At 65.0% G+C, this 23,999-nt stretch carries 21 protein-coding genes; 13 read left to right on the top strand and 8 right to left on the bottom strand.

Going from position 1 to position 23,999, the window contains the following annotated elements:
- Nucleotides 1–116: 116 nt before the first annotated feature.
- Nucleotides 117–1,601 carry a MinD/ParA family protein gene (locus LQ144_RS06195; protein ID WP_230117694.1) on the top strand — a complete coding sequence of 495 codons (1,485 nt, stop codon included), beginning with the start codon at nucleotides 117–119 and terminating at the stop codon, nucleotides 1,599–1,601.
- A gap of 123 nt (nucleotides 1,602–1,724) precedes the next feature.
- Here the strand turns inward: LQ144_RS06195 and LQ144_RS06190 are convergent, their stop codons facing one another.
- Nucleotides 1,725–3,545: an AMP-dependent synthetase/ligase gene (locus tag LQ144_RS06190; RefSeq protein ID WP_230117693.1), complete on the bottom strand. Its 1,821-nt coding sequence runs from the start codon at nucleotides 3,543–3,545 to the stop codon at nucleotides 1,725–1,727.
- A 289-nt stretch (nucleotides 3,546–3,834) separates the two neighbouring features.
- Here LQ144_RS06190 and LQ144_RS06185 point away from each other — a divergent pair, with 289 nt between their 5' ends.
- Nucleotides 3,835–4,824 (top strand): ROK family glucokinase, encoded by a 990-nt coding sequence (locus LQ144_RS06185; protein ID WP_230117732.1) that lies wholly within the window; start codon nucleotides 3,835–3,837, stop codon nucleotides 4,822–4,824.
- Between the two features lie 33 nt (nucleotides 4,825–4,857).
- On the opposite strand, the gene LQ144_RS06180 is transcribed toward LQ144_RS06185, so the two are convergent.
- The 3 genes from LQ144_RS06180 to LQ144_RS06170 are packed head-to-tail and all read right to left on the bottom strand — an operon-like array spanning nucleotide 4,858 to nucleotide 7,077.
- Entirely contained in the window at nucleotides 4,858–5,487 is a 630-nt protein-coding gene (locus tag LQ144_RS06180) for a hypothetical protein (RefSeq protein ID WP_230117692.1), read from the bottom strand.
- Nucleotides 5,474–6,292, bottom strand: a complete 819-nt coding sequence (locus LQ144_RS06175; protein ID WP_230117691.1) for an alpha/beta fold hydrolase — start codon at nucleotides 6,290–6,292, stop codon at nucleotides 5,474–5,476. The genes LQ144_RS06180 and LQ144_RS06175 overlap by 14 nt, the downstream gene beginning before the upstream one ends.
- A complete protein-coding gene (locus LQ144_RS06170; protein ID WP_230117690.1) occupies nucleotides 6,289–7,077 on the bottom strand; it encodes an alpha/beta fold hydrolase in 789 nt (262 codons plus the stop codon). The genes LQ144_RS06175 and LQ144_RS06170 overlap by 4 nt, the downstream gene beginning before the upstream one ends.
- Nucleotides 7,078–7,189: 112 nt before the next feature.
- Between LQ144_RS06170 and LQ144_RS06165 the strand changes: the two genes are divergently transcribed.
- Nucleotides 7,190–8,161, top strand: coding sequence for a 1-acyl-sn-glycerol-3-phosphate acyltransferase (locus tag LQ144_RS06165; RefSeq protein ID WP_230117689.1), 972 nt, complete (start codon nucleotides 7,190–7,192; stop codon nucleotides 8,159–8,161).
- A 97-nt stretch (nucleotides 8,162–8,258) separates the two neighbouring features.
- Nucleotides 8,259–9,650 (top strand): class II 3-deoxy-7-phosphoheptulonate synthase, encoded by a 1,392-nt coding sequence (locus LQ144_RS06160; RefSeq protein ID WP_230117688.1) that lies wholly within the window; start codon nucleotides 8,259–8,261, stop codon nucleotides 9,648–9,650.
- 133 nt (nucleotides 9,651–9,783) lie between these two features.
- On the opposite strand, the gene LQ144_RS06155 is transcribed toward LQ144_RS06160, so the two are convergent.
- A complete protein-coding gene (locus tag LQ144_RS06155; RefSeq protein WP_230117687.1) occupies nucleotides 9,784–11,934 on the bottom strand; it encodes a PASTA domain-containing protein in 2,151 nt (716 codons plus the stop codon).
- A gap of 110 nt (nucleotides 11,935–12,044) precedes the next feature.
- Entirely contained in the window at nucleotides 12,045–13,367 is a 1,323-nt protein-coding gene (locus tag LQ144_RS06150) for a lytic transglycosylase domain-containing protein (protein WP_230117686.1), read from the bottom strand.
- Here LQ144_RS06150 and LQ144_RS06145 point away from each other — a divergent pair.
- Entirely contained in the window at nucleotides 13,282–13,494 is a 213-nt protein-coding gene (locus LQ144_RS06145) for a hypothetical protein (protein WP_230117735.1), read from the top strand. The two genes, LQ144_RS06150 and LQ144_RS06145, sit on opposite strands and share 86 nt — an antisense overlap.
- 125 nt (nucleotides 13,495–13,619) lie before the next feature.
- Nucleotides 13,620–13,973 carry an Rv2175c family DNA-binding protein gene (locus LQ144_RS06140; protein WP_230117685.1) on the top strand — a complete coding sequence of 118 codons (354 nt, stop codon included), beginning with the start codon at nucleotides 13,620–13,622 and terminating at the stop codon, nucleotides 13,971–13,973.
- Between the two features lie 110 nt (nucleotides 13,974–14,083).
- Here the strand turns inward: LQ144_RS06140 and LQ144_RS06135 are convergent, their stop codons facing one another.
- Both LQ144_RS06135 and LQ144_RS06130 read right to left on the bottom strand, forming a co-directional pair.
- On the bottom strand, nucleotides 14,084–15,175 hold the full coding sequence (locus LQ144_RS06135; RefSeq protein ID WP_230117731.1) for a polyprenyl synthetase family protein: 1,092 nt from the start codon (nucleotides 15,173–15,175) through the stop codon (nucleotides 14,084–14,086).
- Nucleotides 15,175–15,708 (bottom strand): hypothetical protein, encoded by a 534-nt coding sequence (locus tag LQ144_RS06130; protein WP_230117684.1) that lies wholly within the window; start codon nucleotides 15,706–15,708, stop codon nucleotides 15,175–15,177. The genes LQ144_RS06135 and LQ144_RS06130 overlap by 1 nt, the downstream gene beginning before the upstream one ends.
- A gap of 75 nt (nucleotides 15,709–15,783) precedes the next feature.
- On the opposite strand from LQ144_RS06130, the gene dinB reads away from it, so the two are divergent.
- The 7 genes from dinB to LQ144_RS06095 all read left to right on the top strand — a co-directional run bounded on the left by dinB (nucleotide 15,784) and on the right by LQ144_RS06095 (nucleotide 23,996).
- The gene (gene dinB, locus LQ144_RS06125; protein ID WP_230117683.1) at nucleotides 15,784–17,031 is read left to right on the top strand and encodes a DNA polymerase IV; all 1,248 of its coding nucleotides are present in this window, start codon (nucleotides 15,784–15,786) and stop codon (nucleotides 17,029–17,031) included.
- Between the two features lie 301 nt (nucleotides 17,032–17,332).
- Nucleotides 17,333–17,704 (top strand): DUF3040 domain-containing protein, encoded by a 372-nt coding sequence (locus LQ144_RS06120; protein ID WP_230117682.1) that lies wholly within the window; start codon nucleotides 17,333–17,335, stop codon nucleotides 17,702–17,704.
- 461 nt (nucleotides 17,705–18,165) lie between these two features.
- Nucleotides 18,166–18,594 carry a division/cell wall cluster transcriptional repressor MraZ gene (gene mraZ / locus LQ144_RS06115; RefSeq protein WP_230117681.1) on the top strand — a complete coding sequence of 143 codons (429 nt, stop codon included), beginning with the start codon at nucleotides 18,166–18,168 and terminating at the stop codon, nucleotides 18,592–18,594.
- A 163-nt stretch (nucleotides 18,595–18,757) separates the two neighbouring features.
- Complete coding sequence (rsmH, locus tag LQ144_RS06110; protein ID WP_230117680.1) at nucleotides 18,758–19,753, top strand: 16S rRNA (cytosine(1402)-N(4))-methyltransferase RsmH; 996 nt, start codon at nucleotides 18,758–18,760, stop codon at nucleotides 19,751–19,753.
- Nucleotides 19,750–20,394 carry a hypothetical protein gene (locus LQ144_RS06105; protein WP_230117679.1) on the top strand — a complete coding sequence of 215 codons (645 nt, stop codon included), beginning with the start codon at nucleotides 19,750–19,752 and terminating at the stop codon, nucleotides 20,392–20,394. Before rsmH ends, LQ144_RS06105 begins: the two co-directional genes overlap by 4 nt.
- 47 nt (nucleotides 20,395–20,441) lie before the next feature.
- Nucleotides 20,442–22,244 (top strand): penicillin-binding protein 2, encoded by a 1,803-nt coding sequence (locus tag LQ144_RS06100; protein ID WP_230117678.1) that lies wholly within the window; start codon nucleotides 20,442–20,444, stop codon nucleotides 22,242–22,244.
- An 84-nt stretch (nucleotides 22,245–22,328) separates the two neighbouring features.
- A complete protein-coding gene (locus tag LQ144_RS06095) occupies nucleotides 22,329–23,996 on the top strand; it encodes a UDP-N-acetylmuramoyl-L-alanyl-D-glutamate--2,6-diaminopimelate ligase (RefSeq protein WP_230117677.1) in 1,668 nt (555 codons plus the stop codon).
- Nucleotides 23,997–23,999: the final 3 nt, after the last annotated feature.

The following is a 23,999-nucleotide window of genomic DNA, read 5'->3' as shown; positions in this document are numbered from 1 at the left end:
GCGGTACTCCCGGATGCTTGCCGGTAGGCTGGGAATCTGAATGAAGGCTGTGGGGACGGCGGACGCCGCCCCCACAGCCTTTGAATGACGACGATGAAAACACTGAGCGGGAGCCCATGACGCAGACGAACACGCCAAAGCCCGCGCCGAGGTCCGCCGGGGCTGCCGGCGCTGAAGATCCGGTTCGGGAGGAGACTGGCGCCGCGTCCACCGAGACCGCAGCCGTCCGTCACGATGAAGCGCCGCAGAGCGCGTCGTCCCAGGACACACCGCCGCGGGACACGGCGCCGGCTGCCCCGCCGTCCGTTCCACCCTCTGGCGACATCAGCGTTGTGACAGTCTCCGACGCCCAGGACAGGACGTCGGTTGGCTCGCTGTCCGCCGTCAACACCATGTCGCAGCCTGCCGCCGCGGCAGCGGCCATGCCCCTCGTGACGGCGGGGCCCGGGAACTTGGCGCCAAGCGGTGCTGCCGCCGGGCCAGGGACGCAGCCGGGCACAGAGTCTGAAGCGCACTCTGGCGCCGTCCGGCCGGACCCGAACCAGCCGGACCTCAACGACCCGGACCCCAACCACCCGGACGCCGGGCAGCACCAGGCGGGGGCTGAGGACACGGGCGAAGCTCCCGGCGAAGCGCCGGACCACATCAGTGAACGCCGGGAACGTGCGGAAGGGCCGGAACCCGCTGCCGCGCTGACGGCGGACCGCCTGCTGAACAAAGCCGCCGCTGCACCTGTGGCGGGCTGGCGGCGGTGGCTGTACCAGGCCACCCTGGGCTTCGTGAATCTGGGGGATCCGGACCGGGTCAGGATCCAGCGCGCCATGGAGCACCGAATCGCCACGCGGCTTGGGGAACGGACGCGCTATGTTCCCGTTCTGTCCCGCAAGGGCGGCGTGGGGAAGACCACCGTCACCACATTGCTGGGCATGGTGCTGGCAGACCTGCGCGAGGACCGGGTCATCGCCATGGACGCCAATCCGGACCGCGGAACGCTGTCAGACCGTTCTCCCGGCCGGGCGGACTTTACGGCACGCCAGCTGGTCAAGGACAGGTTTACCGTCAACTCCTTCGCTCAGCTGTCCAACTACACCGCCAGGGACGGTTCCCGGCTCGACGTCCTGGCCTCCGACACCGACCCCATGGTGGCCCATGCCTTCGACGACGCCGATTACCGGGCTGTGACCGACATCCTTGGCCGCTACTACTCGATCGTTTTGACGGACTCCGGGACCGGCATGGTGCACTCCGTCATGAAGGGCACGCTCGAAAAGGCCGATGCCGTGGTCCTCGTTTCCGGCGGAAGCGTGGACGAGGCCCGGCTGGCTTCTGAAACGCTGTCCTGGCTGGAAGCGCACGGTCGCCAGGATCTGGTAGCCAGAGCCACCGTTGTCATCAACATGGCTGCCGGTGACCGCACGCTGGTCAACATCGACGAAATCGAGCAGCATTTCCTGTCCCGGGTCAAGAACGTTGTCCGGATTCCCCACGACCGGCACCTCGCCGAGGGGTCCCGGATCCAGCTGAGCCAGCTGAAGCCTGCAACACGCAGTGCAGCGGTGGAGCTTGCGTCCCTCGTGATGGAGGAACTGCAACAGGCCTGAGCATGCCCTGACCTGTTCTAGATGCAGCAGTGAGCACAGAGCCCCGCCGGACGCTCCGGCGGGGCTCTGTGCTTTCCTGCGCGTAAGGGCCCTGTGCGTGAGGGCCCTGTGCGTGCGGACTTGTCAGGCGCGTGTCGGCTTAGGGGACTTGTACATCTCATCGATGAATAACTCGAAGTCCTTCATGACCTGCGCGCGCTTGACCTTCATAGATGGGGTCAGGTGGCCCGAGGCTTCGGTGAAGTCAGATGGAACGATCCTGAAGGACTTGATGGCCTCTGCCTGCGAAACGGACTGGTTCGCATGGTTGATCAGCTCCTGCACTGCCGCCTGGACGGCGCTGTGGTCCGCAGCCTCGGTCACGGTGGTTTCCGGCGGCAGGCCGTGGCGCTGCAGCCATCCCGGGAGGGCTTCCTCGTCGAGCGTGACCAGTGCACCGATGAAGGGGCGGTTGTCGCCCACCACGAGTACTTGGGAAACCAGCGCATCGGCCCGGATCTGGTCCTCGAGCAAGGCCGGAACCACGTTCTTGCCTCCGGCGGTCACAATGATTTCCTTTTTCCGGCCGGTGATGGTCAGGAAGCCGTCGGCATCGAGCTGGCCGATATCTCCGGTTCGGAACCAGCCATCCACAAACGCCTCGGCCGTGAGGTCATCGCGCTGGTAGTAGCCCCGCATGACGCAAACGCCTTTGGTGAGGATCTCGCCGTCGTCGGCAATCTTCACCGTGTTGCCGGCCAGCGGCGCACCGACCGTACCGATCTTGATCCTTTCGGGGGTGTTGACGCTGATCGGCGCCGTGGTCTCTGTCAGGCCATAGCCCTCCAGAATCTGCAGTCCGATGCCCTGGAAAAAGTGGCCGAGCCGCTCACCCAGCGGACCGCCGCCGGACACTGCGTGCGCCACCTGGCCCCCCAAGGCGGCACGGAGCTTTCCGTAGACGAGCTTGTCGAAGATTGCGTGCCGGATTTTCAGCCCGAACCCGACGCCGCCGTCCTGCCGGGCGCGGGAATAGGCAATGGCGGTGTCGGCGGCCTTGTGGAAAATCGCGCCCTTTCCGCTGTCCTCGGCCTTGGTGAGCGCCGAGTTGTACACCTTCTCGAACACGCGGGGCACTGCAAGGATGAACGTGGGCTTGTAGCTCTGCAGATCGGGCAGGAGGTGCTTGATGTCCGGCGTGTGGGCCACGGTGACGCCCGCTGCGACCGCGAGGACCGAGATGAAACGTGCGAAGACGTGGGCCAGCGGGAGGAACATGATGGTCCGGGCCTGCTCGTTGACGATCTGGCGCAGTGAGGTGGCCAGCGCGTTCTCCGACAGTTCCACGAAATTCCCGTGCGTCAGTTCGCAGCCCTTGGGCCGGCCCGTGGTTCCGGAGGTGTAGATGATGGTGGCGATGTCGCTGAGGTTGGCGGCCTGCCGGCGTTCCTCGAGTTCGTCGTCGCTGACGTTCGACCCGGCTTCGCGGAGGGCATCCAGGCCTCGTCCTTCAAGCTGCCAGACGTGTGTGAGGGCGGTGAGACCCTCGGAGACGGCAGCCTGCCTGATGATGTTTTCGTGGTGGTCGGACTCGCCGAAGGCGGCCACCGCTCCGGAATCGCCCAGGTTCCAGGCAACCTGGGACGGAGAGGATGTCTCATAGATGGGCACGGACACGCCGCCGGCGAACCAGATGGCAAAGTCGACGAGTGCCCATTCGTAGCGTGTGCGGGACATGATCCCCACGCGGTCTCCGGCGCCCACGCCGCTGGCAATGAGTCCCTTCGCGAGGGCGGAGACGTCTGCCAGGAAGTCCACGGCCGCGATGTCCTGCCATTGACCGGCAGCGTCCAGCCGGGAAAACAGGGCCGGATTTGTTGCCTTGGCCGCCTGGCGCACCACAAGGTCCGTGATATTGGTGTCCGGGGGGACGGTCACCAGGGGCGGAACACTGAATTCGCGCACGATAGCTCCTTTGATATCCGTAGGCCGCTGCGGTTAGTCCTAACCTTAGTACCCCGCCCATGCGGGCCAGGTGCCATTTAGCTACTCGCCAGTAACATTACGTCAATGCGCCGTTTCAGCCAATAAGTCACGGGCGGGCGTGCCCCGGCGCCGACACCTAGAATGGGGGATTATGCAGCAGCCCCCGCCCAGCGAACAGACCGGACCGCACAGCCCGACCCGTGAGACCGGACCGCGGGCATGGCGGCGACGCTCGCTCGGCAGCCAGGGCGGCAGCTCACCCCGCCAGATGTTCCGGCAGCACATGCGCCCAGCCGGCACGGGGCTGGCCATCGGCATCGACATCGGCGGCACCAAGGTTGCGGCCGGGGTAGTCGACGCGGAGGGACGGATCGTCAGCGAAGCCAGGCGGTCCACCCCAGGTAGTGACCCCCGTGCCGTCGAACAGGTAATAGTCGAACTCGTGGAGGAACTGGGCCGCGGAGCCCGGATCAGGTCCGTGGGCATCGGCGCGGCCGGTTGGATGGATCTCGACGGCGGCACCGTCCTCTTCAGCCCGCACCTTGCCTGGCGCAACGAACCGCTGAGGGACAACCTGCAGCGCCTGCTGCGCCGCCCCGTCATGCTGGTCAACGACGCCGACGCCGCCGCGTGGGCAGAATGGCGGTTTGGCGCCGGCCAGGGGCAGGACCGTCTGGTGTGCATCACCCTCGGGACCGGTATCGGCGGGGCCATGGTCATGGACGGCCGTGTCGAGCGGGGCCGATTCGGTGTCGCAGGGGAATTCGGGCACCAGATCATCATGCCCGGCGGCCACCGCTGCGAATGCGGTAACCGCGGCTGCTGGGAACAGTACGCTTCCGGCAATGCCCTCGGCCGGGAGGCCCGGGAGCTCGCCCTCGCTAACTCCCCGGTGGCGCAGGAGCTCCTCAAGGCCGTCGACGGACACGCAGACCGCATCACGGGAGCCACGGTGACCGAACTGGCCATCTCCGGAGACGCGGCGTCGCGGGAGCTGCTGGAAGATGTGGGGGACTGGCTGGGGCTCGGGCTGGCCAACCTGGCCGCGGCACTCGACCCGGGAAAATTCGTGATCGGCGGTGGACTTTGCGCGGCCGGCGAGCTGCTCGTGGCGCCGGCCAGGAAGGCCTTTGCCCGGAACCTCACCGGGCGCGGCTTCCGCCCTGCCGCGGAGATTGCCCTCGCGGCCCTCGGGCCGAACGCCGGACTCATCGGCGCCGCAGACCTGTCCCGCGTCAGCAGCCGAACGCACAACTGACCCGGGCGTCCCGCTTAGGCCCGGGCGCCGTGCTTAGACCCGGGCGCCGTCGTCGTTTTCGTCCTTGTCCTGGGGCAGCTTCATGATCAGGTAGACCACCGCGCCCACAAAGGTGACCACCATGCCGAGGATCGCCAGGAGCGGCGCTGAGCGCCAGAACATCGCCGACAATACCAATGCCACTGGAGCGCCCACTGCGCCGATCCACGCCAGCATGGTCAGGGGGTCGGTGGCCGAGAGGCTGGGCGGTTCCTCGGGCACAAATGCGCCATCGTCGTCTTCCATGCCGTAGTCGCGTGGGCCTTCGGATCCTGCAGATCCCGGCGCCCCGGACCCCGGCGGAGCGTTCTCGGCAGCGCGCTGGCGGGCGGCCGCCTCCTGCCGCTCTGCTGCCGACAACTCGGTGGGCGCGCCGGCACGCGGTGCGAGCCCCAGCGGATCAAAGTCGGTGAAGTGCTTGGCCGGGCTCTCCGCTGCGGAACCTGGCATCGTGCCGCCGGCGGCGCCGGTGCTGTCCGCGGCGGGAGTACTCCCGGCACCGTTTTGGTTGCGGGTTTCGGGATCAAAAGCAGTGTCCGCTTCCAGCCTGGCCACGAGATCCAGCCAGACGGCGTCGTCCTGGTTGGCGCTGGGATCGGACGAATTTGAATCAGGCCTGTTCATCGGGCTCGCCCTTCTGGCTTGCTGTCGCGGACTGCTTCAGACCCGGGCGGGTCTGCGCGAGAACGTCACGGATGAAGTCCACCGAGCCGCTGAAGATCTGCTCGGCGTCGTTATCGAGGGTCGCTACGTGATAGCTGTTCTCAAGTTTGGTCAACTGCAGGGGCGCGCGGGTCAGGCCGCGCCGAAGGGCTACGATGCTCGAGTCGGAAACGACGTGGTCCACCGTGGAGCGGAACACGTGCACCGGGGCTGTAATGCGCGGCAACAGCTTGCGGGTGTCCTTGAACATCTTGTTGAGTTCATGGGCCGCCGCCACGGGGGTTCTGGCGTAGGCGCCCTCGTCAATGCCCGGTTTGAGGATGTCGTTTCCTATGGACGGCGTGCTCTTGAGCACCAGCTTGAGGATTCCGGCCAGCGGGGCGCGGGGATCGTCGATGACAAGTGCGGGATTGACGAGGATGGTGCCGGCAACCGGCCGGGTGGCGGCGATACGAAGGGCCAGGGCGCCGCCCATTGAGATGCCCGCCGAGAAGACCTGGTCGCACTCGGCATCAAGTTCCAGGTACGCCGCATCCATGGCGTCATGCCACTCCGGCCAGCGGCTTCGCGCCAGTTCCTGCCAGGTGGTGCCATGACCGGGAAGCAGCGGCATGCGGACGGCGAAGCCGGCTAAGGCAAACGCCGCTGCCCAGGCCCGCACCGCGTGCGGACTGCCGGTGAACCCGTGCGAGAGTGCGACGCCGACACTCGGGCCCTCGCCGGAAAAGGGGCTGCTGAACGGACTGTGGTCCGGAACTATGCTCATGACTTCTCCGACGATACGTGGCTTCGTGCGTGCACCTGAAAGAACCGCGCGGACGCTTCGAAAATTTCCCGGGCGTCGACATCCAGCGTCGCAACGTGGCCGCTGTGTTGAAGCCAAACGACCTCAAGGCAGGTTGATCCGAGACCCTTCCTGACCATAGCCAGGGACGTGGGCGGCACCACGATGTCGTTCACTGACTTGAAAACCAGCACCGGCGCCTTGATCCTGGGGAGTCCGCGGACAGCGGCCGCGAAGAGCCTTTTCAGCTGATGGACCGCTGCCAGCGGCGTCCGTGAGTAGTCGCCGTCTTCGGTGCGGGACGCCGTCGGATTTTCCTCTTCAATGGGAACCGTGGTCCGCTGGAAGTACTTGAGCAGTCCGATGACCCGGACCCGGCGGTCATAGAAACTCAGTCCCGGGTTGACCACGGCCACGCCTGACACATCCCGGCGGGCGGCAGTCAGCAGTGCGATGGCGCCGCCCATGGACAAGCCGGCCACATAGCAGTCGTCGGTCTTGGCGGCAAGCTCCAGATACGCCTTGTCAAAGGCGCCGAACCAGTCGCCCCAGCCAGTGCGGGCCAGATCCTGCCACCGCGTCCCGTGGCCGGGCAACAGCGGTACAGAGACCGCGAAGCCCCGTTCTGCCAGGTATTCCGCCCAAGGAAGGATGCTCAAGGGGCTGCCGGTGAAGCCATGGCAGATGGCGATTCCGATGCGCGCATTCGGGCCATGGCCCGGGTAGCTGAAAGCGGCGGGCGTGGTCCGGTCGCTGCTTTCTGTCATGAGACCATCGTGTCACTGTTACGCCTAAATCTCACTAGAGTAGGGTTGCATTGCAGTGCTGGCCGGGTCCTTTGGAGCGCCTGCCAGTTGCCTTCCGGAGGGGTTTGGACACGTGTTCTATTGGGTCATGAAAAGGGTCTTCCTGGGTCCGGTGCTCCGCACCCTCTTCCGGCCTTGGGTCAAGGGACTGGACAACGTGCCGGCCGAGGGCGCGGCGATTATTGCCTCCAACCACCTGTCCTTTTCGGATTCCATCTTCATGCCGCTCATGGTGCCCCGGCCCGTGATTTTCCTGGCCAAATCGGAGTACTTCACCGGCACAGGGCTCAAGGGCCGGATGACGGCCCTGTTCTTCCGGCTCACCAACCAGCTCCCCATGGACCGCTCCGGTGGTGCTGCATCCGCGGCCTCGCTGGAGACAGGCATGGACGTGCTGACCAGCGGGGGACTGCTGGGGATCTATCCCGAGGGGACACGAAGCCCTGATGCCCGCCTGTACCGGGGCAAAGTGGGGGTGGCCCGGTTGGCACTCCAGGCCGGGGTGCCCGTGATTCCGGTGGCGATGATCGGTACGGACAAGGTCCAGCCGATCGGAAAACGGCTGCCCAACATCCGCCGCATTGGCATGATCTTCGGCGAACCTTTGGATTTCAGCCGGTATCAGGGCATGGCGGAAGACCGGCTGATCCAGCGATCGGTAACCGATGAAATCATGTATGAGCTCATGCGCCTCTCCGGGCAGGAATACGTGGATGAATATGCCGCCGTGGTCAAGCTGCGGCTGGCGGGGAAGGGCCCCTCCGCCGCGGCCCCGTCCGCTGAGACCCCGTCTGGCGGGATCCCGACCAACGCGACCCCGGCGGGTGACACCCCGCCGGGCGCCTCCGCTGCCCGTGACGCTCGCGGTGACATCCCGCCGGATGGATCCGCGCAGGTTGCCGGGGAGCTTAATGCCGGGGAGCCTAATGCAGGGGAACCGGCCCCTGCCGGCGGACCTGATGCCGCGCCCGGGGAAACTCCCGGACGAGGCTCCCGGCACGAGCCAAGTGGGGAGAACGACGCCGGATCCTCCCGCAGTGCCTAGGCGCCCCTTGCGCTCGGCATAGGTGTATGACGCCCAGCCTCCGGTCAATGACAGGTCGGGTGTCCGGATGCCCGCTCCGGCAACTAGTCTTAGTAGTGTGACTGAGCTATCTGCAAAACCGGCCTCTTCCCTGACCAGCACCGCACAGAGCGGTGCCGCTAATTATCCGGGACTGGACAACTGGCGGGACCTTCCCATCTCGCAGCAGCCCACGTGGCAGGACAGGGACGTCTTCGACGCATCCGTCGGTGAACTGTCGGTGCTCCCGCCCCTCGTTTTCGCCGGTGAAGTCGACGTTCTCCGCGAACGGCTCGCCGCCGCCGCGCAGGGCAAAGCTTTCCTGCTCCAGGGCGGAGACTGCGCCGAGACGTTCGGGGACGCTACGGCGGACAAGATCAGCGCCCGCGTGAAAACGATCCTGCAGATGGCAGTGGTCCTCACGTATGGTGCCGCAATGCCGGTAATCAAGATGGGCCGGATGGCGGGCCAGTTCGCCAAGCCGCGCTCCTCGAACGATGAAACCCGCGATGGCGTGACCCTTCCGGCCTACCGCGGGGACATCGTCAACGGGTACGACTTCACCCCCGAATCCCGGGGCCACGATGCCAGCCGGATGCTCAGGGCCTACCACACCTCCGCTTCCACGCTGAACCTGATCCGTGCCTTCACCCAGGGCGGCTTCGCGGACCTTCGCCTCGTGCACCAGTGGAACAAGGGCTTCACCGAGAACCCCGCCCACGCGCGTTACGAATCGCTGGCACGGGACATCGACCGTGCCATCAAGTTCATGGCGTCCTGTGGCGCAGACTTCGAGGCGCTGAAGCGTGTGGAGTTCTACGCCAGCCACGAGGCGCTGCTGCTCGACTACGAACGTGCCCTGACCCGCATCGATTCGCGCACCGGCTTCCCCTATGACACCTCCGCGCACTTCCTGTGGATCGGTGAGCGCACCCGCGAACTGGACCACGCGCACGTCGATTTCCTCTCGCGTGTGCGCAATCCGATCGGTGTAAAGCTCGGCCCGTCCACCAGCGGTGACGATGCCCTGCGGCTGATCGACAAGCTGGATCCGGACCGCGAACCCGGCCGTCTGACCTTCATCACCCGCATGGGTGCGGGCAACATCCGCGAAAAGCTTCCCGCGATCGTGGAAAGGGTCACGGCGTCCGGCGCGAAGGTCCTGTGGGTCACCGATCCGATGCACGGGAACACCGTCACGTCGCCGAACGGCTACAAGACCCGCAACTTCGACGACGTCATCGATGAGGTCCGCGGCTTCTTCGAAGTGCACCATGCCCTGGGCACGATTCCGGGCGGCCTGCACGTCGAAATGACTGGTGACGATGTTGCCGAATGCCTGGGCGGCGCCGACCCCATCGATCAGGAAGCCTTCCTGGACCGCTACGAGTCGGTGTGCGATCCGCGCCTGAATCACATGCAGTCCCTGGAGATGGCATTCCTCGTGGCCGGGGCCCTGTCCCGGCACTAAAGGGGAGGCCGGGCACCGTAGAAGCGTCCCGGCACTAACTCCAAGCGGTTCCCTGGCGGGCTCCGGGCATGTCCCGGGGCCCGCAGGCATGTCGTGGGCCAGACGCCGGGGACGGGCCAATGCTCTGGAACGGTTAGACGACCGTGAGCGTCACGACTGATCCCTCAGGTACCTCGGTGTCCACCGGATCCTGGTCCCGGACCGTGCCGAAGAACCCGCCCAGGATGTTGTTGACGCGGACTTCGAAGCCGCGCTTCTCCAGTGCTTCGCGGGCATCGCTGGCCTGCTTGCCGATGTAGTTCGGCACCTTCACGAGCTTCGGTCCGTCGGAGATGGTCAGAGTTATGGCCTGGCCCCGCGTCAGATTGCCAGACGCCGGCTCCTGGTTGACGACGGCGCCCTTCGGAACGTTCCGGTCATGCACGGTGTCCTTCGCGACTACCGCCTTCAGCCCGGCCGCCTCGATGGCCTGGACGGCAGATTCCTTCTCCTCGCCGCGCACATCCGGTACGGGTATGGGCTGCGGGCCTTTGGAAACTGTGAGGCTCACGGGCGTTCCGTGCCTGACTTGTGTTCCCGCCGCGGGGGACTGGCCGAGGACTGTGCCTGCCGCCGCTTCTTCATCGAACTTCTCGGTGATCTTTCCCAGGGCCATTTCAGAGCCGTTGAGGGCTGACTTGGCCGTTTCCAAGGACTTGCCTGACAGCACGGGAAGCGGGAAAAGCTGCGGGCCCTTGGAGACGAAGAGTGAGACCTGCTGGAATTTGCGGATCTCCGTTCCGGCATCTGGCTCCGACCCCACGACCAGCCCTGCACGGACGTCGTCGTCGAAAACATCCTGGGTGCTCGACTGAAAGCCGGCCGTGCGGAGGAGTTGCTGCGCCTCGGCCACGGTCCTGTTCGCTACTGAGGGCACGGTGCCGGGGGAACCCGGACCCATGCCGAAGAACCAGCCTGCGCCGGTGGCCAGGAGGGCCGCGATGACCAGAATCACGATCCAGAGAGCGCCACGGCGCCGTGAGTTGCCTTCGCGCAGCGTGCGCAGCGGGGTTGCGGCGGCCCGGGAGCGCGCCCTTTCGCCGACGCGGTCCTGTTTCCGCTGTTCCCTCTTGCTCAGTTCCCTGTCGCCGGCTTCCCTGGAACCCAGGGCAGCGGGCGCGGCGTCGTCGGTTTCGGGCGGCTCCAGCCCGAAGGCCGGGGGCAGCTGCCGGGCATGGGGGAAGACCGCTGTGGGGTTGCTCGTGTGCGAAATGATTTCCGTGGGCCGCTGTACCGGACTCAGCAGTTCGGTATGGTTCACGGCGGCCGGCCGCTGTGGCATCGGCGGCTGTGGCGGGACGGGTCCTGCTGCGCCGGTGCGTCCGCGCGCGCCCATCTCCGGCTCCGCGCCGGCTGCCTCCGCGGCATGGAGGGCTGCCGGGGGTTGCAGGTCAAGCTCCGTGTCGGTGAGGTTGGTGCGGATGTGCCGCAGTTCGGAGAGCAGTGCATTGCCGTCCACGGGACGTTTTTCGGGATCGTTCGCGGTGCACCACTGCACGAGCTCGTCGACTTCTTCAGCGAGCCCGGGGGCGAACCCGGAAGGTGGCCCAACCGTCGAATTCACGTGCTGGTAGGCCACCTGGATCGGGACTTCACCGTCGAAGGGCTGCCGGCCGGTGAGCATCTCGAAAAGCATGATTCCGGTGGAGTAAATGTCACTGCGTGCATCGGCCGGTTTGCCCAGCACCAACTCTGGTGACAGATAGGCCACCGTGCCGATCAGCGTCCCGGTACTCGTGGTGGCGGTGACTGCCCTCGCCAGTCCGAAGTCGCCGATTTTTATCCGGCCGTCTTCGGCTATCAGCACGTTCTCCGGTTTGACGTCCCGGTGAATGAGTCCCGCTGCATGGGCGGCGCCGAGGCCTTCCACGACAGGATCGATGAGGGCGAGGGCGAGCCGGGGCGAGAGGGCGCCCTTTGCGTTGATGACGTCCCGGAGGGTGTGGCCCTTGATGTACTCCATTACCAGGTAGGCCGTCCGGCCGTCGTGCCCCTGGTCGAGGACACCCACCACATGGGGGTGGGACAGCTTGGCGGCAGCCCGTGCTTCGCGGGCCAGGCGGTCAAGGAAATTACCGTCATTGACCAGGTGCGGGTGGAGGACCTTCAGTGCCACTTCGCGGTCGAGCCGTTGGTCCGTTGCCAGGTACACGGTGGACATTCCGCCCCTTGCCAGCCTGGAATTGACCCGGTAGCGATTATCCACCAGGGAACCAACAAGACTGTCCGACACGTTTTCCTGCACCCTACGATCCTAATTGCTGCACGGAAACGGGTCCGAATCAACATGCGATCCGGACCCGTATCGTTATCCGCAGCGGCCCCTGCACCACGCGGATGGGGGCGCCGGGGGGTTTAGCTGAAAGTCTTCCGGTGCGCCTTGATGGCCGCAACGTAGGCCTTGGTATCGGAGTACATGCCGTGCTTGCTGACTGAATACTGACCCTGGTAGTAGCCGGCGATTGCGTAGTCCGTGTTCTTGCTTGTGCGGATGAGCTGCCGGATGATGGCCACGCCGGCGGTCGCGTTATCGTACGGGTCAAGCAGGTTGAGCTTCCGCCCGACAAGATCGGATGCCCACTCGCCCGAGGAGGGTATGACCTGCATGGTGCCGATGGCATTGGCAGGGGACACGGCGCGCTGGTTGAACCCCGACTCCTGGTAGGCGAAGGCTTTGGCGAGGGCAGGGTCCACTCCCATGCGCCGGGCTGTATCGGCCACGATGGACTGCATCTGCGCCAATGTCGGCACCGGCGACGCGTTGAGCAGTGCCTTGTTCTTGTTGGCGGAGCTCACTACTGCCGCGGGGTAGGTGTAGCCAAGGAAGGAACTGGGCACCAACGGAGTGACGCTGGATGCCGGCTGGAGTGCGCCGGTGGACTTCCCCGGGATGACCAGCTTGTGACCGGGGTAGATGATGCTGGTTACCTTGAGCCGGTTCGCCGCCAGGATGTCGGCAAGCCGGACTCCGTGCCGTGCAGCAATTCCGGACAGCGTATCCCCGGACTTGATGGTGTAGGACCGGGATGAGGCCTGGGCAGCGGGAGCCGGGCTGGCCGAAGCGGGCGACACTGCCACCCCGGCGCCGATCTTGATTTTCTGTCCCGGGTAGATGACCGACGACAGGCTCAGGCGGTTCCATCCCAGTACCTGGGACAGCTTGACACCGTGCCGGGCAGCGATGCCGCCCAGGGTGTCGCCGGATTTAACGGTATACGTTCTGCCGCCGGTGCTGGCTGCGGCAACCGGTGCCTTCTTGGCGGCGGGTGCGGCGGCAGTCAACTTGATCCTCTGGCCGGGATAAATCACCGAGTTGAGTTTCAGCTTGTTCAGCTTGAGCACCCCCGATGTGCTCAGGCCGTAGCGGCCGGCGATGCCGCTGACCGTATCGCCTCGGACAACCGTATGGCTGCTAGGCGTTGCACGGGAAGGCTGCAAGCCGGCCGGAATGGTGGCCGGAACGGACGCGGCGGGAATGACGCCGGCTTTGGCCGCAGCTGCCTGGGCTTGCATGGCGGCAGCAAGCATTGCGGGAATCGCGCTGGGCTGTGCGTCCGCAGCGGCGGGCTGGGCGAGCGCCAGGGAGGACAGCATGACGGCAGGCAGCGTTGCTGTCGTCGCTGCAATCATGGGAAGGCTCGGCCTGGGGGGCTGCTTTGGCGAGCGGGTCGTCGTCATGGGAAAGATCCTCTTCTCAGCGGCGAATGCTGTCGGTCAGGCCAGTGTGACTAATGATACTAGTGTTACTCAAGTTATTTTTGTTGCAAATGTGGTCTATGAGAATCTCTCACGATTTTGCATTTAGCACAAGAATTGCCTGGCATGCGGAAAGTTAGGCTTTCTGGTGTGTCGCGCTGTGAAATCAACGAAAAACCGTGGCTGCACCCCGCCGACTAGGCGTGCATGCGCCGGTCATGGCAATCTTGACCCGTGAGTACTGTAGAAAGCCTTGTTGGCGACTGGTTGCCCCTGCCCGATGTAGCCCAGCTGCTGGACGTTTCCATCACCAAAGTCCACGGGCTGCTGGATGAACGCGCGCTGGCCGCGCTCCGCGTGGGCGATCGCCGCATCCGGTGCGTGCCTGCGGCCTTCCTGCAGGACGGACACGTGGTGGAAAGCCTCAAGGGCACGATTATTGTCTTGTCCGATGCCGGCTACTCAGACGAAGAACTCATCACCTGGCTCTTTACGCCCGACGATTCGCTGCGCGGCCGCCCCGTTGACGCGCTGCGGGAAGGGCGCAAAACCGAGATCCGCCGGCGCGCCCAGTCCCTGGCCTGGTAGACGCGTCCCTGGCCTGACAGGCAGGCACGCAGGCAGGCGGGGCGAGGCTCAGACCTCGGTTGTTCGCGCAGCGCAGGGACGGGCCAGGACGGCCCGTCCCTGCGTTCGTCTCAGGCGGTGCGGCTTACTGTGGCTTCAGCCAGCTTCCGCAAGGCGGTCTTCGGCAGGTCGTCCAACGGGAGCAACTCGAGTGCATCAAACGCCGCCGCCCCGAACTCGTCGATGAGGACTTCGGTTGCGTGCAGCGCACCGCAGTCCGCAATGATCCTGCGGATCTCCGCAACGTCTTCGTCGCTCAGATCCGGACTGCCGAGCTTCGCGTCGATATAGGCCGATTCCTCCGGTGTCGACAGATCCAGGGCAAAGGCCACCAATACAGTCCGCTTGCCTTCCCTCAGATCATCCCCCGCGGGCTTCCCGGTGGTGACCGGGTCCCCAAAGACGCCCAGGACGTCGTCGCGGAGCTGGAAGGCCTCGCCCAGCGGCAGTGCGAATGCAGAGTAGCCGCGAAGGAGCTCATCCGAGGCCCCTCCGAGCGCTCCGCCCAAAGCGAGCGGGTGCTCAGTTGAGTACTTGGCCGATTTGAAGCGGATGATCGACTGCGCCCGGCTCACGGCGCCGGCGCGGTCGCGCACAGGTCCGGCGACCTCTTCAAGAATGTCCAGGTATTGGCCGGCCATGACTTCGGCCCGCATGAGGTTAAAGATCAGCCTCGCCCGGCTCCCGGACGCCGCCTGCTCGCCGATCTCGGTGAATGCTTCTTCGCTGAACGACAGGCATAGGTCGCCGGCAAGGATGGCTGCCGCGTGGCCAAACCGTTCACTGTCGAGGGCCCAGCCCTGACTCTCGTGCAGCTGGCTGAACCGGCGGTGGACGCTGGGGCCGCCACGCCGCGTGTCTGAACGGTCGATGATGTCGTCATGGATCAGCGCCGCAGCCTGGAACAGCTCGAGAGCCGCGCCGGCGGTGATGACGTCCGCGGCGGATGCCGGTCCGCCGGCTCCGCGCCATCCCCAGTAACACATGAGTGCACGGAGCCGCTTGCCTCCGGTGACCAGGTTTGAGATGGAGCCCATGATGGGATCGATATCCGGCGAGATTGCGGTCATCACGGATTGTCTCGACGTCAGGAAGTCTGTGAGCTTGCCCGCGACAGCAGCCACGAAGGCTGTCTGTTCGACGCGCAGCTGTTCGGCCACCATCACTTGACGGACTCAGGTGCCACGTTGGCGCCGATGGTGAACGTGGATACGCCTGCATTCTCCGGGACCGCGATGTTGACGGTCTCATTGCCGGCCCGGACGAAGTCCTTGGAGGCAACGGTGCCGACGCTGTTGCCCGGAACGGCCTTGAATCCCTGAGCCTCGAGTGCTTTGGTGTAAAAAGCGACGACGGCGGCAGGCCTGGCGGCAGCGGATCCCACCAGGGCGACGGTGGCGGGGGAAGCCGACTTGTCGAAACTGCTCGCCACGACCTTGGCCCCGGGCATGAGCGGAAGAAGCTTTTGCGGGAACCCGGCGACGAGTGCCCCCACAGTGGCTGAGGTGCCGGGCGAAGCTGACGGGCTGGGCGGAGCCGTGGTGCTCGCCTGCGCCAGGGCCGAGGTCGAAACAGCAGCTTCAGTGGATGCGCCTGGTCCAGGGGCAGGCGCCGCGCAGGCCGACATCACTGCCATCACCGTGCCGGCCGCAAGCAGGACAAGTCCTGCAGGCATGTGCGTTCCAATGACCTTCACAGGTGCGTTCCTCCTGGGGTTTGATGCCGGATGCAGCCTCCAGTTTAGTCAGTCCCAGGGCATAGGATTGCAGGTGTGGGGCCGGACCAGGACAAAGAGCAACTCGAAGCGCGTCTTCGGGACCTCCGGCGCAGCAGCATTCTGCATGTGGATATGGACGCGTTCTTCGTCTCCGTGGAACTGCGCGGACGCCCGGAGCTGCGCGGCAGACCTGTCATCGTGGGGTTTCCCGCTGACCGCTCCGTGGTGCTCTCGGCCTCGTATGAAGCGCGGGCTTTCGGCATCAAGTCCGCAATGCCTATGGTCGTAGCGCACCGCATGTGCCCCCAGGCCATCATCATCGAACCCAGGCATAAGCTCTACTACGAAGTTTCCGGGCAGCTGATGTCCATTTTTGAATCCATCACCGAGCTTGTGGAGCCGCTGAGCGTGGACGAGGCCTTCCTCGACGTCGGGGGAGCGATCCGCCGGCTCGGCCCGCCGCAGGACATCGGAGAGCTGATCAGGCGCAGGGTCTCCAACGAATTAGGCATCACCGCCTCGGTGGGCATCGCCGCCAGCAAATTCGTGGCAAAGATCGCCTCGACGCGCTGCAAGCCCGATGGCCTGCTGCTGATCCGGCCCGAGCAGACGGTGCCGTACCTCCATAGTCTCCCGGTCAACGCTCTGTGGGGCGTCGGTGCCAAGACCGCGGACGTGCTTGCGCGGATGGGAATCCGGACTGTCGCTGACGTTGCCGCCACTCCTGTCGCGTCGCTCAAGAAAGCGCTGGGCGCCACGGGCGAACACGTCCACCGGCTGTCGTGGGGCATTGACCCGAGGGCCGTGACCCCCGTCCGGCTGGAGAAGAGCATTGGGGCAGAGGAAACATTTGCCGTGGACACCGCAGACGCCGCCCTGCTCCATAGGGAACTGCTGCGGCTCTCCCACCGGACCGCCGAACGCTTGCGGGCGTCCGGCATGGTTGCGCGGACAGTTGCGCTTAAGCTGCGGTACGCCGATTTCTCCACGGTGACCCGGAGCCGAACGGTGCATGCTCCGGTTGACAGCGCCCAGCTGATCTACGCCGTGGCAGTCCAGCTGCTGGAGTCCCTGGGAAACCGCCCCATGACGGTCCGGCTGGTGGGTGTGCGTGCCGAGCAACTGGAGGCCGCAGCACAGACGTCGCTGCAGCTGAGCTTCGACCGGCGTGATGACAACTGGCGGGCCGCAGAGCAGGCGCTGGACAGGGTGACGGAGAAATTCGGCAGCAAATCCGTGCTTCCGGCGAGGCTGCTGGACCCCGGGGGAGCCTCCGCCAAGATGCCTCCCGGCCGGCCCTGAACGCCGGCTGTACACAGCCGGACCGGGTCCGGAGATTTCGCCGGGTTTTCAGGGGTTATCAAGGTTGCGGTCCGTGAATAGCGTCTTTCACAACACCGCTCAACAAACTATCCTTAGAGATACAAAGATTTCGAACGTCTGGACATGTGTGGATCACCTGACCCGCCAGCGTCCGTATGCTTGGATCCTAGGACCTGCCAACGAAGGACGGCCGGGAACCTGTAAAGCATGCCGGTCGTTGACGTGGCAGGAACAGCTGGTCCCGACCAGTCCGGACGTTGGCCTACTTAAGGAGGTCGTGATGCCGCTCTCGGAGCACGAACAGAAGCTGCTCGAGCAACTCGAGAGGCAACTGCATGAGGACGATCCCAAGTTCGCCAATTCCATGGGCTCGGATGCTGGCCGCACATGGTCCACCCGGCACATCGTGATTGGCGTACTGGCGACCCTGGCAGGAGTCCTGCTCCTCTTGGTGGGGGTTTCCCTGCAGAACATCTTCGTTGGTGTCCTCGGATTTATCGTCATGGGCGCGGGGGTGTACTTCGCCACGATGCGCAGCGCCTCGGCCGGCAAAGCAAAAACCGGCGGGCGCGGAAAGAAGTCCAAAGGCAAAAGCTCATTCATGAACAGCCTTGAAGAGCGCTGGGACGAAAGGCGCCGCGGCGAGTCCTGACCTCCGCGTCCTCCACTTCGCACCACCCGAACTTCCAGCGACCTCCACTTCGCACCACACGACCTCCTCGGTGCACTTGAAACGATGACCCGCTCCGGCGGGTCATTGTTGTTTAATGCTCCCACCGCCTGGCCGGGAACTGCTGGGTGAGCGTTTTCCCCGGAAGACCGCGGATTGGCAGCCCTTCCGCCCACCTCGCTGGGCCCGGCACCGCGGTGGGGAAGCGACCCTCGGATTGTGCTTCCGCATTTCCCGGTGGGTGGCGTGTACCGCCCCCCGATTTCCCCTCCACTTCCCACCCCGGGCCAGACCCCTGAAAGACGCGGGAAATGTTTATCCAAGCGGCGGAGAATTCCCCGTGTTGCGTTGACTGTGGGGAGAAGTGGAGTAAAGTGGAGGACGTAAGAGGGTAGTGGCAGCGCGGGGTTGTTCGGCTTCTGACGGCAGACGGGCGGTGGGATGTGTTCCTGGGGACACACTCGCCTCGTCTGGACGAAAAGGGGCGGATCATTCTTCCCGCCAAGTTCCGTGAGGAGCTTGCCGGCGGACTTGTTCTCACGCGAGGCCAGGAGCGCTGCATCTATGTCTTTAGCGAGCAGGAATTCGCGAAGGTTCATGAGCAGATCCGGGAGGCTCCCATCTCCAACAAGCAGGCTCGTGACTACATTCGTGTTTTTCTCTCCGGAGCCTCGGACGAGGTACCTGACAAGCAAGGGCGGGTGACTATCCCTCCTGCCCTTCGGGAGTACGCAGGCCTTGGCAGGGAGTTGGCAGTGATTGGTGCCGGCACCCGCGCTGAGATTTGGGACGCCGAGGCCTGGAATGTGTACCTGGCGGAAAAGGAAACCTCCTTCTCCGAAACCGACAACCCCATCGCCGGAATTCTCTGAGTGCCGGCACGAAACATCTGACCTGTTTCTTGGACGAGATCTCCAGCCGCCCATCCAACCGTCCTCCTGGCTCACTTCCCCGGAGCCAGGCGGTCACCAGGATAGGCGCGGATGGGGATCTGGCTTAAGAAACAACCCGAGGCAAGCTAGGAAGGACGAAGGTATGAACGAACACGACCCCAAACCGACGTCCGAACGCCATGTGCCGGTCCTGAAGGACCGGTGCATCAATTTGTTGGCCCCGGGATTCGAGGCGGCACGCCTGCGCGGCGAGACTCCGGTGGCAATCGACGCCACTCTGGGAATGGGCGGCCATTCGGAAGCCATGCTCCAGCGCTTCCCCGACCTCCACCTGGTGGGGATCGACCGCGACGAAGAGGCTCTGGCCCTCGCCGGTGAGCGGCTGAAGCCGTTCGCCCAGCGCACCGACCTTGTCCACGCTGTCTACGACGAAATTGCCGAGGTCCTCGAAGACCTGGGCATTTCCGAGGTCCACGGCATCTTGATGGACCTGGGCGTATCTTCCCTGCAGCTGGACGAGCGGGAACGCGGGTTTGCCTACTCGTTTGATGCTCCGTTGGACATGCGGATGGACACCAGCCGCGGACAGACGGCGGCCGACGTCGTGAACAATTACAGCGAAGAAGACCTGGTGAGGATCATCCGCAAGTGGGGTGAGGAGAAGTTCGCGGGCCGCATCGCCAACCGGATTGTCGCGGCCCGCGCCATGAAGCCGTTTGCCACCACCGGCGAACTCGTGGAGCAGATCCGGGCTGTTGTCCCCTCCTCTGCCGCCAAGTCAGGGGGGCACCCGGCCAAGCGGACGTTCCAGGCCCTGCGGATAGAGGTCAATGAGGAACTGGACGTGCTCGAACGTGCCGTCCCCGCGGCGGTGGACGCCGTTGCCCTGGGCGGACGGATTGTCGTGATGTCCTACCACTCGCTTGAGGACAAGATCGTGAAAAGCGTCTTCCAAGCGGGTTCCAAGTCGTCGGCTCCGCTGGGATTCCCGGTTGAACTCGAAGAACACAAGGCCGAACTCAAGACCCTTACCAAAGGCACCGAGGTGCCTACCGCCGTCGAGATCGCGGAGAATCCGCGCGCAGCTTCTGCCCGGCTGCGCGCAGTGGAACGCATCAGAGCCAGGAGAGCCGCATGAGCGCCGCAGCTGTCAAGAACTTCACCGTCTCCTCCGGCCGGACCGCCGGGGACGTGGACACCGGGCTGTCCGGAGCCCGCAAGGCACGTACGCCGCTGTCGGTGGTCCGGTCCCTTCCCAGGAAACGCCGGGCCCCCTTCGTGGTTCTGTGCTTTGGCATGCTGGCCGTCGCCCTGATGGCCGTGCTCGTCCTCAATATCTCTGTGTCCACTGCCCAGTATCAGCTGGTGAAGCTCCGCAGTGAACAGACTGCGCTCACCAAGCAGAACCAGGATCTGACACAGCAGGTCCAAAACTTCGAAGCTCCGCAGAATCTGGCGGCCAAGGCCACACAATTGGGAATGGTTGCTTCCACCGGCAAGGGCCAGATTGATCTGTCCACGTTGACTGTCAGCGGAACGGCCAAGCCGGCCGTCAAGGGCGACTCCGCGGGAGCAGTCATTGCTGCACCTGCCGTCCCCGGCCAGCTCAACGTCGTGCCGCCGGCCAGCACCAACGAACCATTGGAAAGCCGGCGACCTGCAGCAGACGAGGGCGGCGCGGCACCGGCTGCAGCGGCACCCGTGGCCGCGGCGAAACCGGCGGCGGTCCTCAACGGAGGAACCATCCCGGCACCGGCACAAAAGGCGCCGGGGCAGTAACTGGCAGGGCGGACGTGGCTAGCAGCCAGCAAGGCAAGCAGTAAGGGATGATCGTGGCGCAAGGCAAGGCAAGCAGGCAGAAAGTCCCGAACGCTACCAAGCGGCTGCGCCTCGGACTCAGCATCATGCTGGCATTGCTCGTGGTGGTGGGCGGAAAACTCTTCCTGGTCCAGGGACTCGACGTCGGTGGCATGGCAGAGGCTGCACTGGACAACCGCCTGCGGCCGACGGTGCTGCCCGCGGAACGCGGCAGCATTGTGGACGCAAACGGCACGGTGCTGGCCAACAGCGTGATCCGCTACAACATCACGGTTGACCAAGCCGTCAATACCAAGACGGAATCCTTCAAACGGCTTGAGAATGTCAACGGTGAAGAGGAACTCGTCACGATTTCCCGCGACCAGGGGATCTCTGAGCTTGCCGCCGTCCTGGGCATGAATGCCGATGACGTGCGGAACGCCGTCACAGGCAAGAAGACGTACTACATCGTGGCCAAAGACCTTAAGCCCGACGTTGAAGACCGCGTATCCAAGCTGCAGATTCCGGGCATATTCTCGGAGGGAACCAGCAAACGCGTCTACCCGAACGGCTCGGTGGCCGGCGGCATCGTCGGCTTCCTGGAGAACGGCGATAAAGGGCAGGCCGGACTCGAGCAGACCCAGGACGGGATCCTCAGGGGGACTCCCGGCAAGCGCCTGTTCGAGATCGGCGCGGACGGCCTCCGGATCCCCGTGGGCGTGGACCAGCTGACGCCGGCGCAGGACGGCAAGGACGTCAAGCTCACCCTCAATTCCGACATCCAGTACTTCGCGCAGCAGGCCATCCAGAGCCAGGCTGACAAGCTGAGTGCCGAATGGGGCGTCATCATCGTCTCGGACATCAAGACCGGCAACCTCATTGCCATGGCAGACACCAACGCACCCGACCCCAACGATCCTGGCAAAGTGGCGGCCAAGGACCGCGGCGTCCGGGCCGTGACCGCAGCCTACGAGCCCGGATCCGTGGAGAAACCGCTGGTTGCCTCCGCGCTGATCCAGGAAGGCAAGTCCAGCCCGCTGGACACCTTCACGATCCCGCCCTCCCTGGTGATCGACGGCCAGCAGTTCGATGACGCGTTTTCCCATGGCACGGAGCGAAGGACTCTCGCCGGTATCATCGGCTACTCCATGAACACGGGAACCGTGATGGCGGGCAGCCGCATGACCAAGGATCAGCGGCACGACTGGCTGCAGAAGTTCGGCATCGGGGAGACGCCGGAGATCGGACTTCCAGCCGAAGCGAAAGGCATTTTGACTCCGGCGGCGCAATGGGACGATCGGCAGCAATACACTGTGCTATTCGGCCAGGGCGTGTCTCAGTCGACGCTGCAGACCGTGCGTGCCTACCAGACTATTGCAAATGACGGCGTCATGCTGCAGCCCCGGCTGATAGACAGCTACATCAGTCCCGACGGCAGCGAAGAGAAGGTGCCGGCCAAGCCCTCCCGCCAGGTCGTCTCCAAGAACACTGCCAAGCAGGTCCGGGACATGCTGGAAAGCGCCGTCACCGAGGGCGAAATCAAGGAAGCGGCCCTCGACGGTTACCGCGTCGGAGCCAAGACAGGAACATCCGAATCGCCGTGCGATGACGGAACGGCCGGGTTCTGCGGCTACACCGCTTCTATCCTGGGAATGGCGCCGATGGACGATCCGCGGTTTATTGTTGAGGTGGTCCTGCAGCGGCCCAAGGGTTCCATTTACGGCATCACCAACGGGCCTGTGTTCCGTTCGGTCATGAGCCAGGTATTGCGGACGTACAACGTTCCGCCGTCCAAGGGCGCACCGGTCAGACTGCCGCAGTACGCCAAGTAACACGCCGCTTAATCATGACCGCGGTACACGTGAACGCTTCGTTCTGCCGTGTCCGTTGGTCCACTAAAACCAACGGAGATCCACTTGTCAGAGCACAATGCCCCCGGCGCTGCCGATGCCACGGACGGGCAGACGGCCCGCAGCGGTTTCCGGCCCACGGCCGTCGCCGCAGTCGAGCTGGGTGTCATCGGCCAGTCGGTCGGCGTCACGGTGGCCGGAGCCTCGGCCTCCGTCCAGGTCACCGGGATCTCCCTCAATTCGCGTACGGTGGAGCGCGGCGATCTCTACGTGGCGCTGCCGGGTTCCACCCGGCACGGCGCGGACTTCGCCGCGACCGCCATTGAGTCAGGCGCGGTCGCCGTGCTGACGGACGACGCCGGAGCGCGGCTCCTTGCGCTGTCACCCGACGTTTCCGTACCGGTACTTGTGGTGGACGGGCCGCGCGCCGTGGTGGGCCTCCTGTCCGCGCTGATTTACCGGAGCCAGGCCGGGGACGGCTCTCGGCCGTCGCTTTTAGGCGTCACGGGCACCAACGGCAAGACCACCACTACATACTTCGTCAACTCGCTGCTGCAGGCCCTGGGTAAGAAGACCGGCCTGATCGGCACCATCGAGATCTTGGCCGGCGGCGAACCGATTCCCAGCCTTCTGACGACGCCGGAATCCACCGACGTCCATGCCCTGCTCGCACTGATGCGCGAACGGGGACTCGATGCGGCGTCTATGGAAGTGTCCTCACACGCGGTCGAGTTCCGCCGGGTTGATGGTGTGGTGTTCGACGTCGTCGGCTTCACGAACCTCACCCAGGACCACCTTGACCTGCACGGAACCATGGACGAGTACTTCCGCACAAAAGCGGAGCTTTTTACGCCGGAGCGCGCCCGCGCCGCCGTCGTAACGGTCGACGACGATTGGGGGCGCCGCCTCGCCGCGGAGACCAAGCTCCCGGTCACCACGCTTTCCACGCTGCCGCTAGTCGGAACGAAGGATTCCTCCCCTTCCGCTGAGCGCTCCGACTGGACCGTCACCGACCCGCGGCCCCGCGGCCTCGGGACCGAATTTACCCTTCGGGGCCGCACGGGCGTGGAGCTGAGGGTTCACACCGGGCTGCCCGGAAGCTTCAACGTCTCCAATGCCGCGCTTGCGTTGGCCATGGTCCTGTCGGCCGGAGCGGACGCGGCCGACGTGCAGGCTGCCCTCGACGCCGCCGACCCGTTCACCGTCGCGGTGCCCGGCAGGATGCAACTCGTTTCCGCCAAGCCTGCCGCCGTGGTTGACTTTGCGCACAATCCCGATGCGCTGGCCCGTGCGCTGGAGGCCGTCAGGTCAACCGAACCTTCGTCCCGGGTCATTGTCGTCTTCGGCGCCACCGGGCAGCGGGACCAGGGCAAACGGCCTGCCATGGGGGCCATCGCGGCGCGGCTTGCCGACGTTGTGATAATTAGCGACGACGACCCGCATGACGAGGACGCCGCTTCCATCCGGGCTGATGTGCTGGTCGGAGCCACGGACGCGAAGGAGATCGAACAGCTCGACTGCCGGATCCTGGAGGTCTTCCCCCGCGACGAGGCCATCCGCAAGGCTGTTGAACTGGCAGCCCCGGAGGACACAATCCTCGTTGCCGGGCGGGGACACGAAGTGTGGCAGGAGGTCAAGGGAGTGAACCTTGCCCTTGACGACAGGGTGGAGCTCCGGAAAGCCTTGACGGCACAAGGATTCACCGTTCTTGAAGACGACCGGATAGAGTCCTAGACC

The sequence above is a fragment of the Arthrobacter sp. Bi83 genome (genome assembly GCF_918698095.1).
Lineage (GTDB): Bacteria > Actinomycetota > Actinomycetes > Actinomycetales > Micrococcaceae > Arthrobacter.
Note: the sequence above shows the minus strand (reverse complement) of the source record. Positions and strands in the feature narration are given on the sequence as shown.

Excerpts from the sequence above, each read along its gene's own strand:
- LQ144_RS06150 (WP_230117686.1), bottom strand. The coding sequence starts at position 13,367 with ATGACGACGACCCGCTCGCCAAAGCAGCCCCCCAGGCCGAGCCTTCCC.
- LQ144_RS06120 (WP_230117682.1), top strand. The coding sequence starts at position 17,333 with ATGCCGCTCTCGGAGCACGAACAGAAGCTGCTCGAGCAACTCGAGAGG.
- LQ144_RS06175 (WP_230117691.1), bottom strand. The coding sequence starts at position 6,292 with ATGAGCATAGTTCCGGACCACAGTCCGTTCAGCAGCCCCTTTTCCGGC.
- LQ144_RS06100 (WP_230117678.1), top strand. The coding sequence starts at position 20,442 with ATGATCGTGGCGCAAGGCAAGGCAAGCAGGCAGAAAGTCCCGAACGCT.
- LQ144_RS06195 (WP_230117694.1), top strand. The coding sequence starts at position 117 with ATGACGCAGACGAACACGCCAAAGCCCGCGCCGAGGTCCGCCGGGGCT.
- rsmH (WP_230117680.1), top strand. The coding sequence starts at position 18,758 with ATGAACGAACACGACCCCAAACCGACGTCCGAACGCCATGTGCCGGTC.
- LQ144_RS06145 (WP_230117735.1), top strand. The coding sequence starts at position 13,282 with ATGACGGCAGGCAGCGTTGCTGTCGTCGCTGCAATCATGGGAAGGCTC.
- LQ144_RS06180 (WP_230117692.1), bottom strand. The coding sequence starts at position 5,487 with ATGAACAGGCCTGATTCAAATTCGTCCGATCCCAGCGCCAACCAGGAC.
- LQ144_RS06185 (WP_230117732.1), top strand. The coding sequence starts at position 3,835 with ATGTTCCGGCAGCACATGCGCCCAGCCGGCACGGGGCTGGCCATCGGC.
- LQ144_RS06135 (WP_230117731.1), bottom strand. The coding sequence starts at position 15,175 with ATGGTGGCCGAACAGCTGCGCGTCGAACAGACAGCCTTCGTGGCTGCT.
- LQ144_RS06170 (WP_230117690.1), bottom strand. The coding sequence starts at position 7,077 with ATGACAGAAAGCAGCGACCGGACCACGCCCGCCGCTTTCAGCTACCCG.
- LQ144_RS06105 (WP_230117679.1), top strand. The coding sequence starts at position 19,750 with ATGAGCGCCGCAGCTGTCAAGAACTTCACCGTCTCCTCCGGCCGGACC.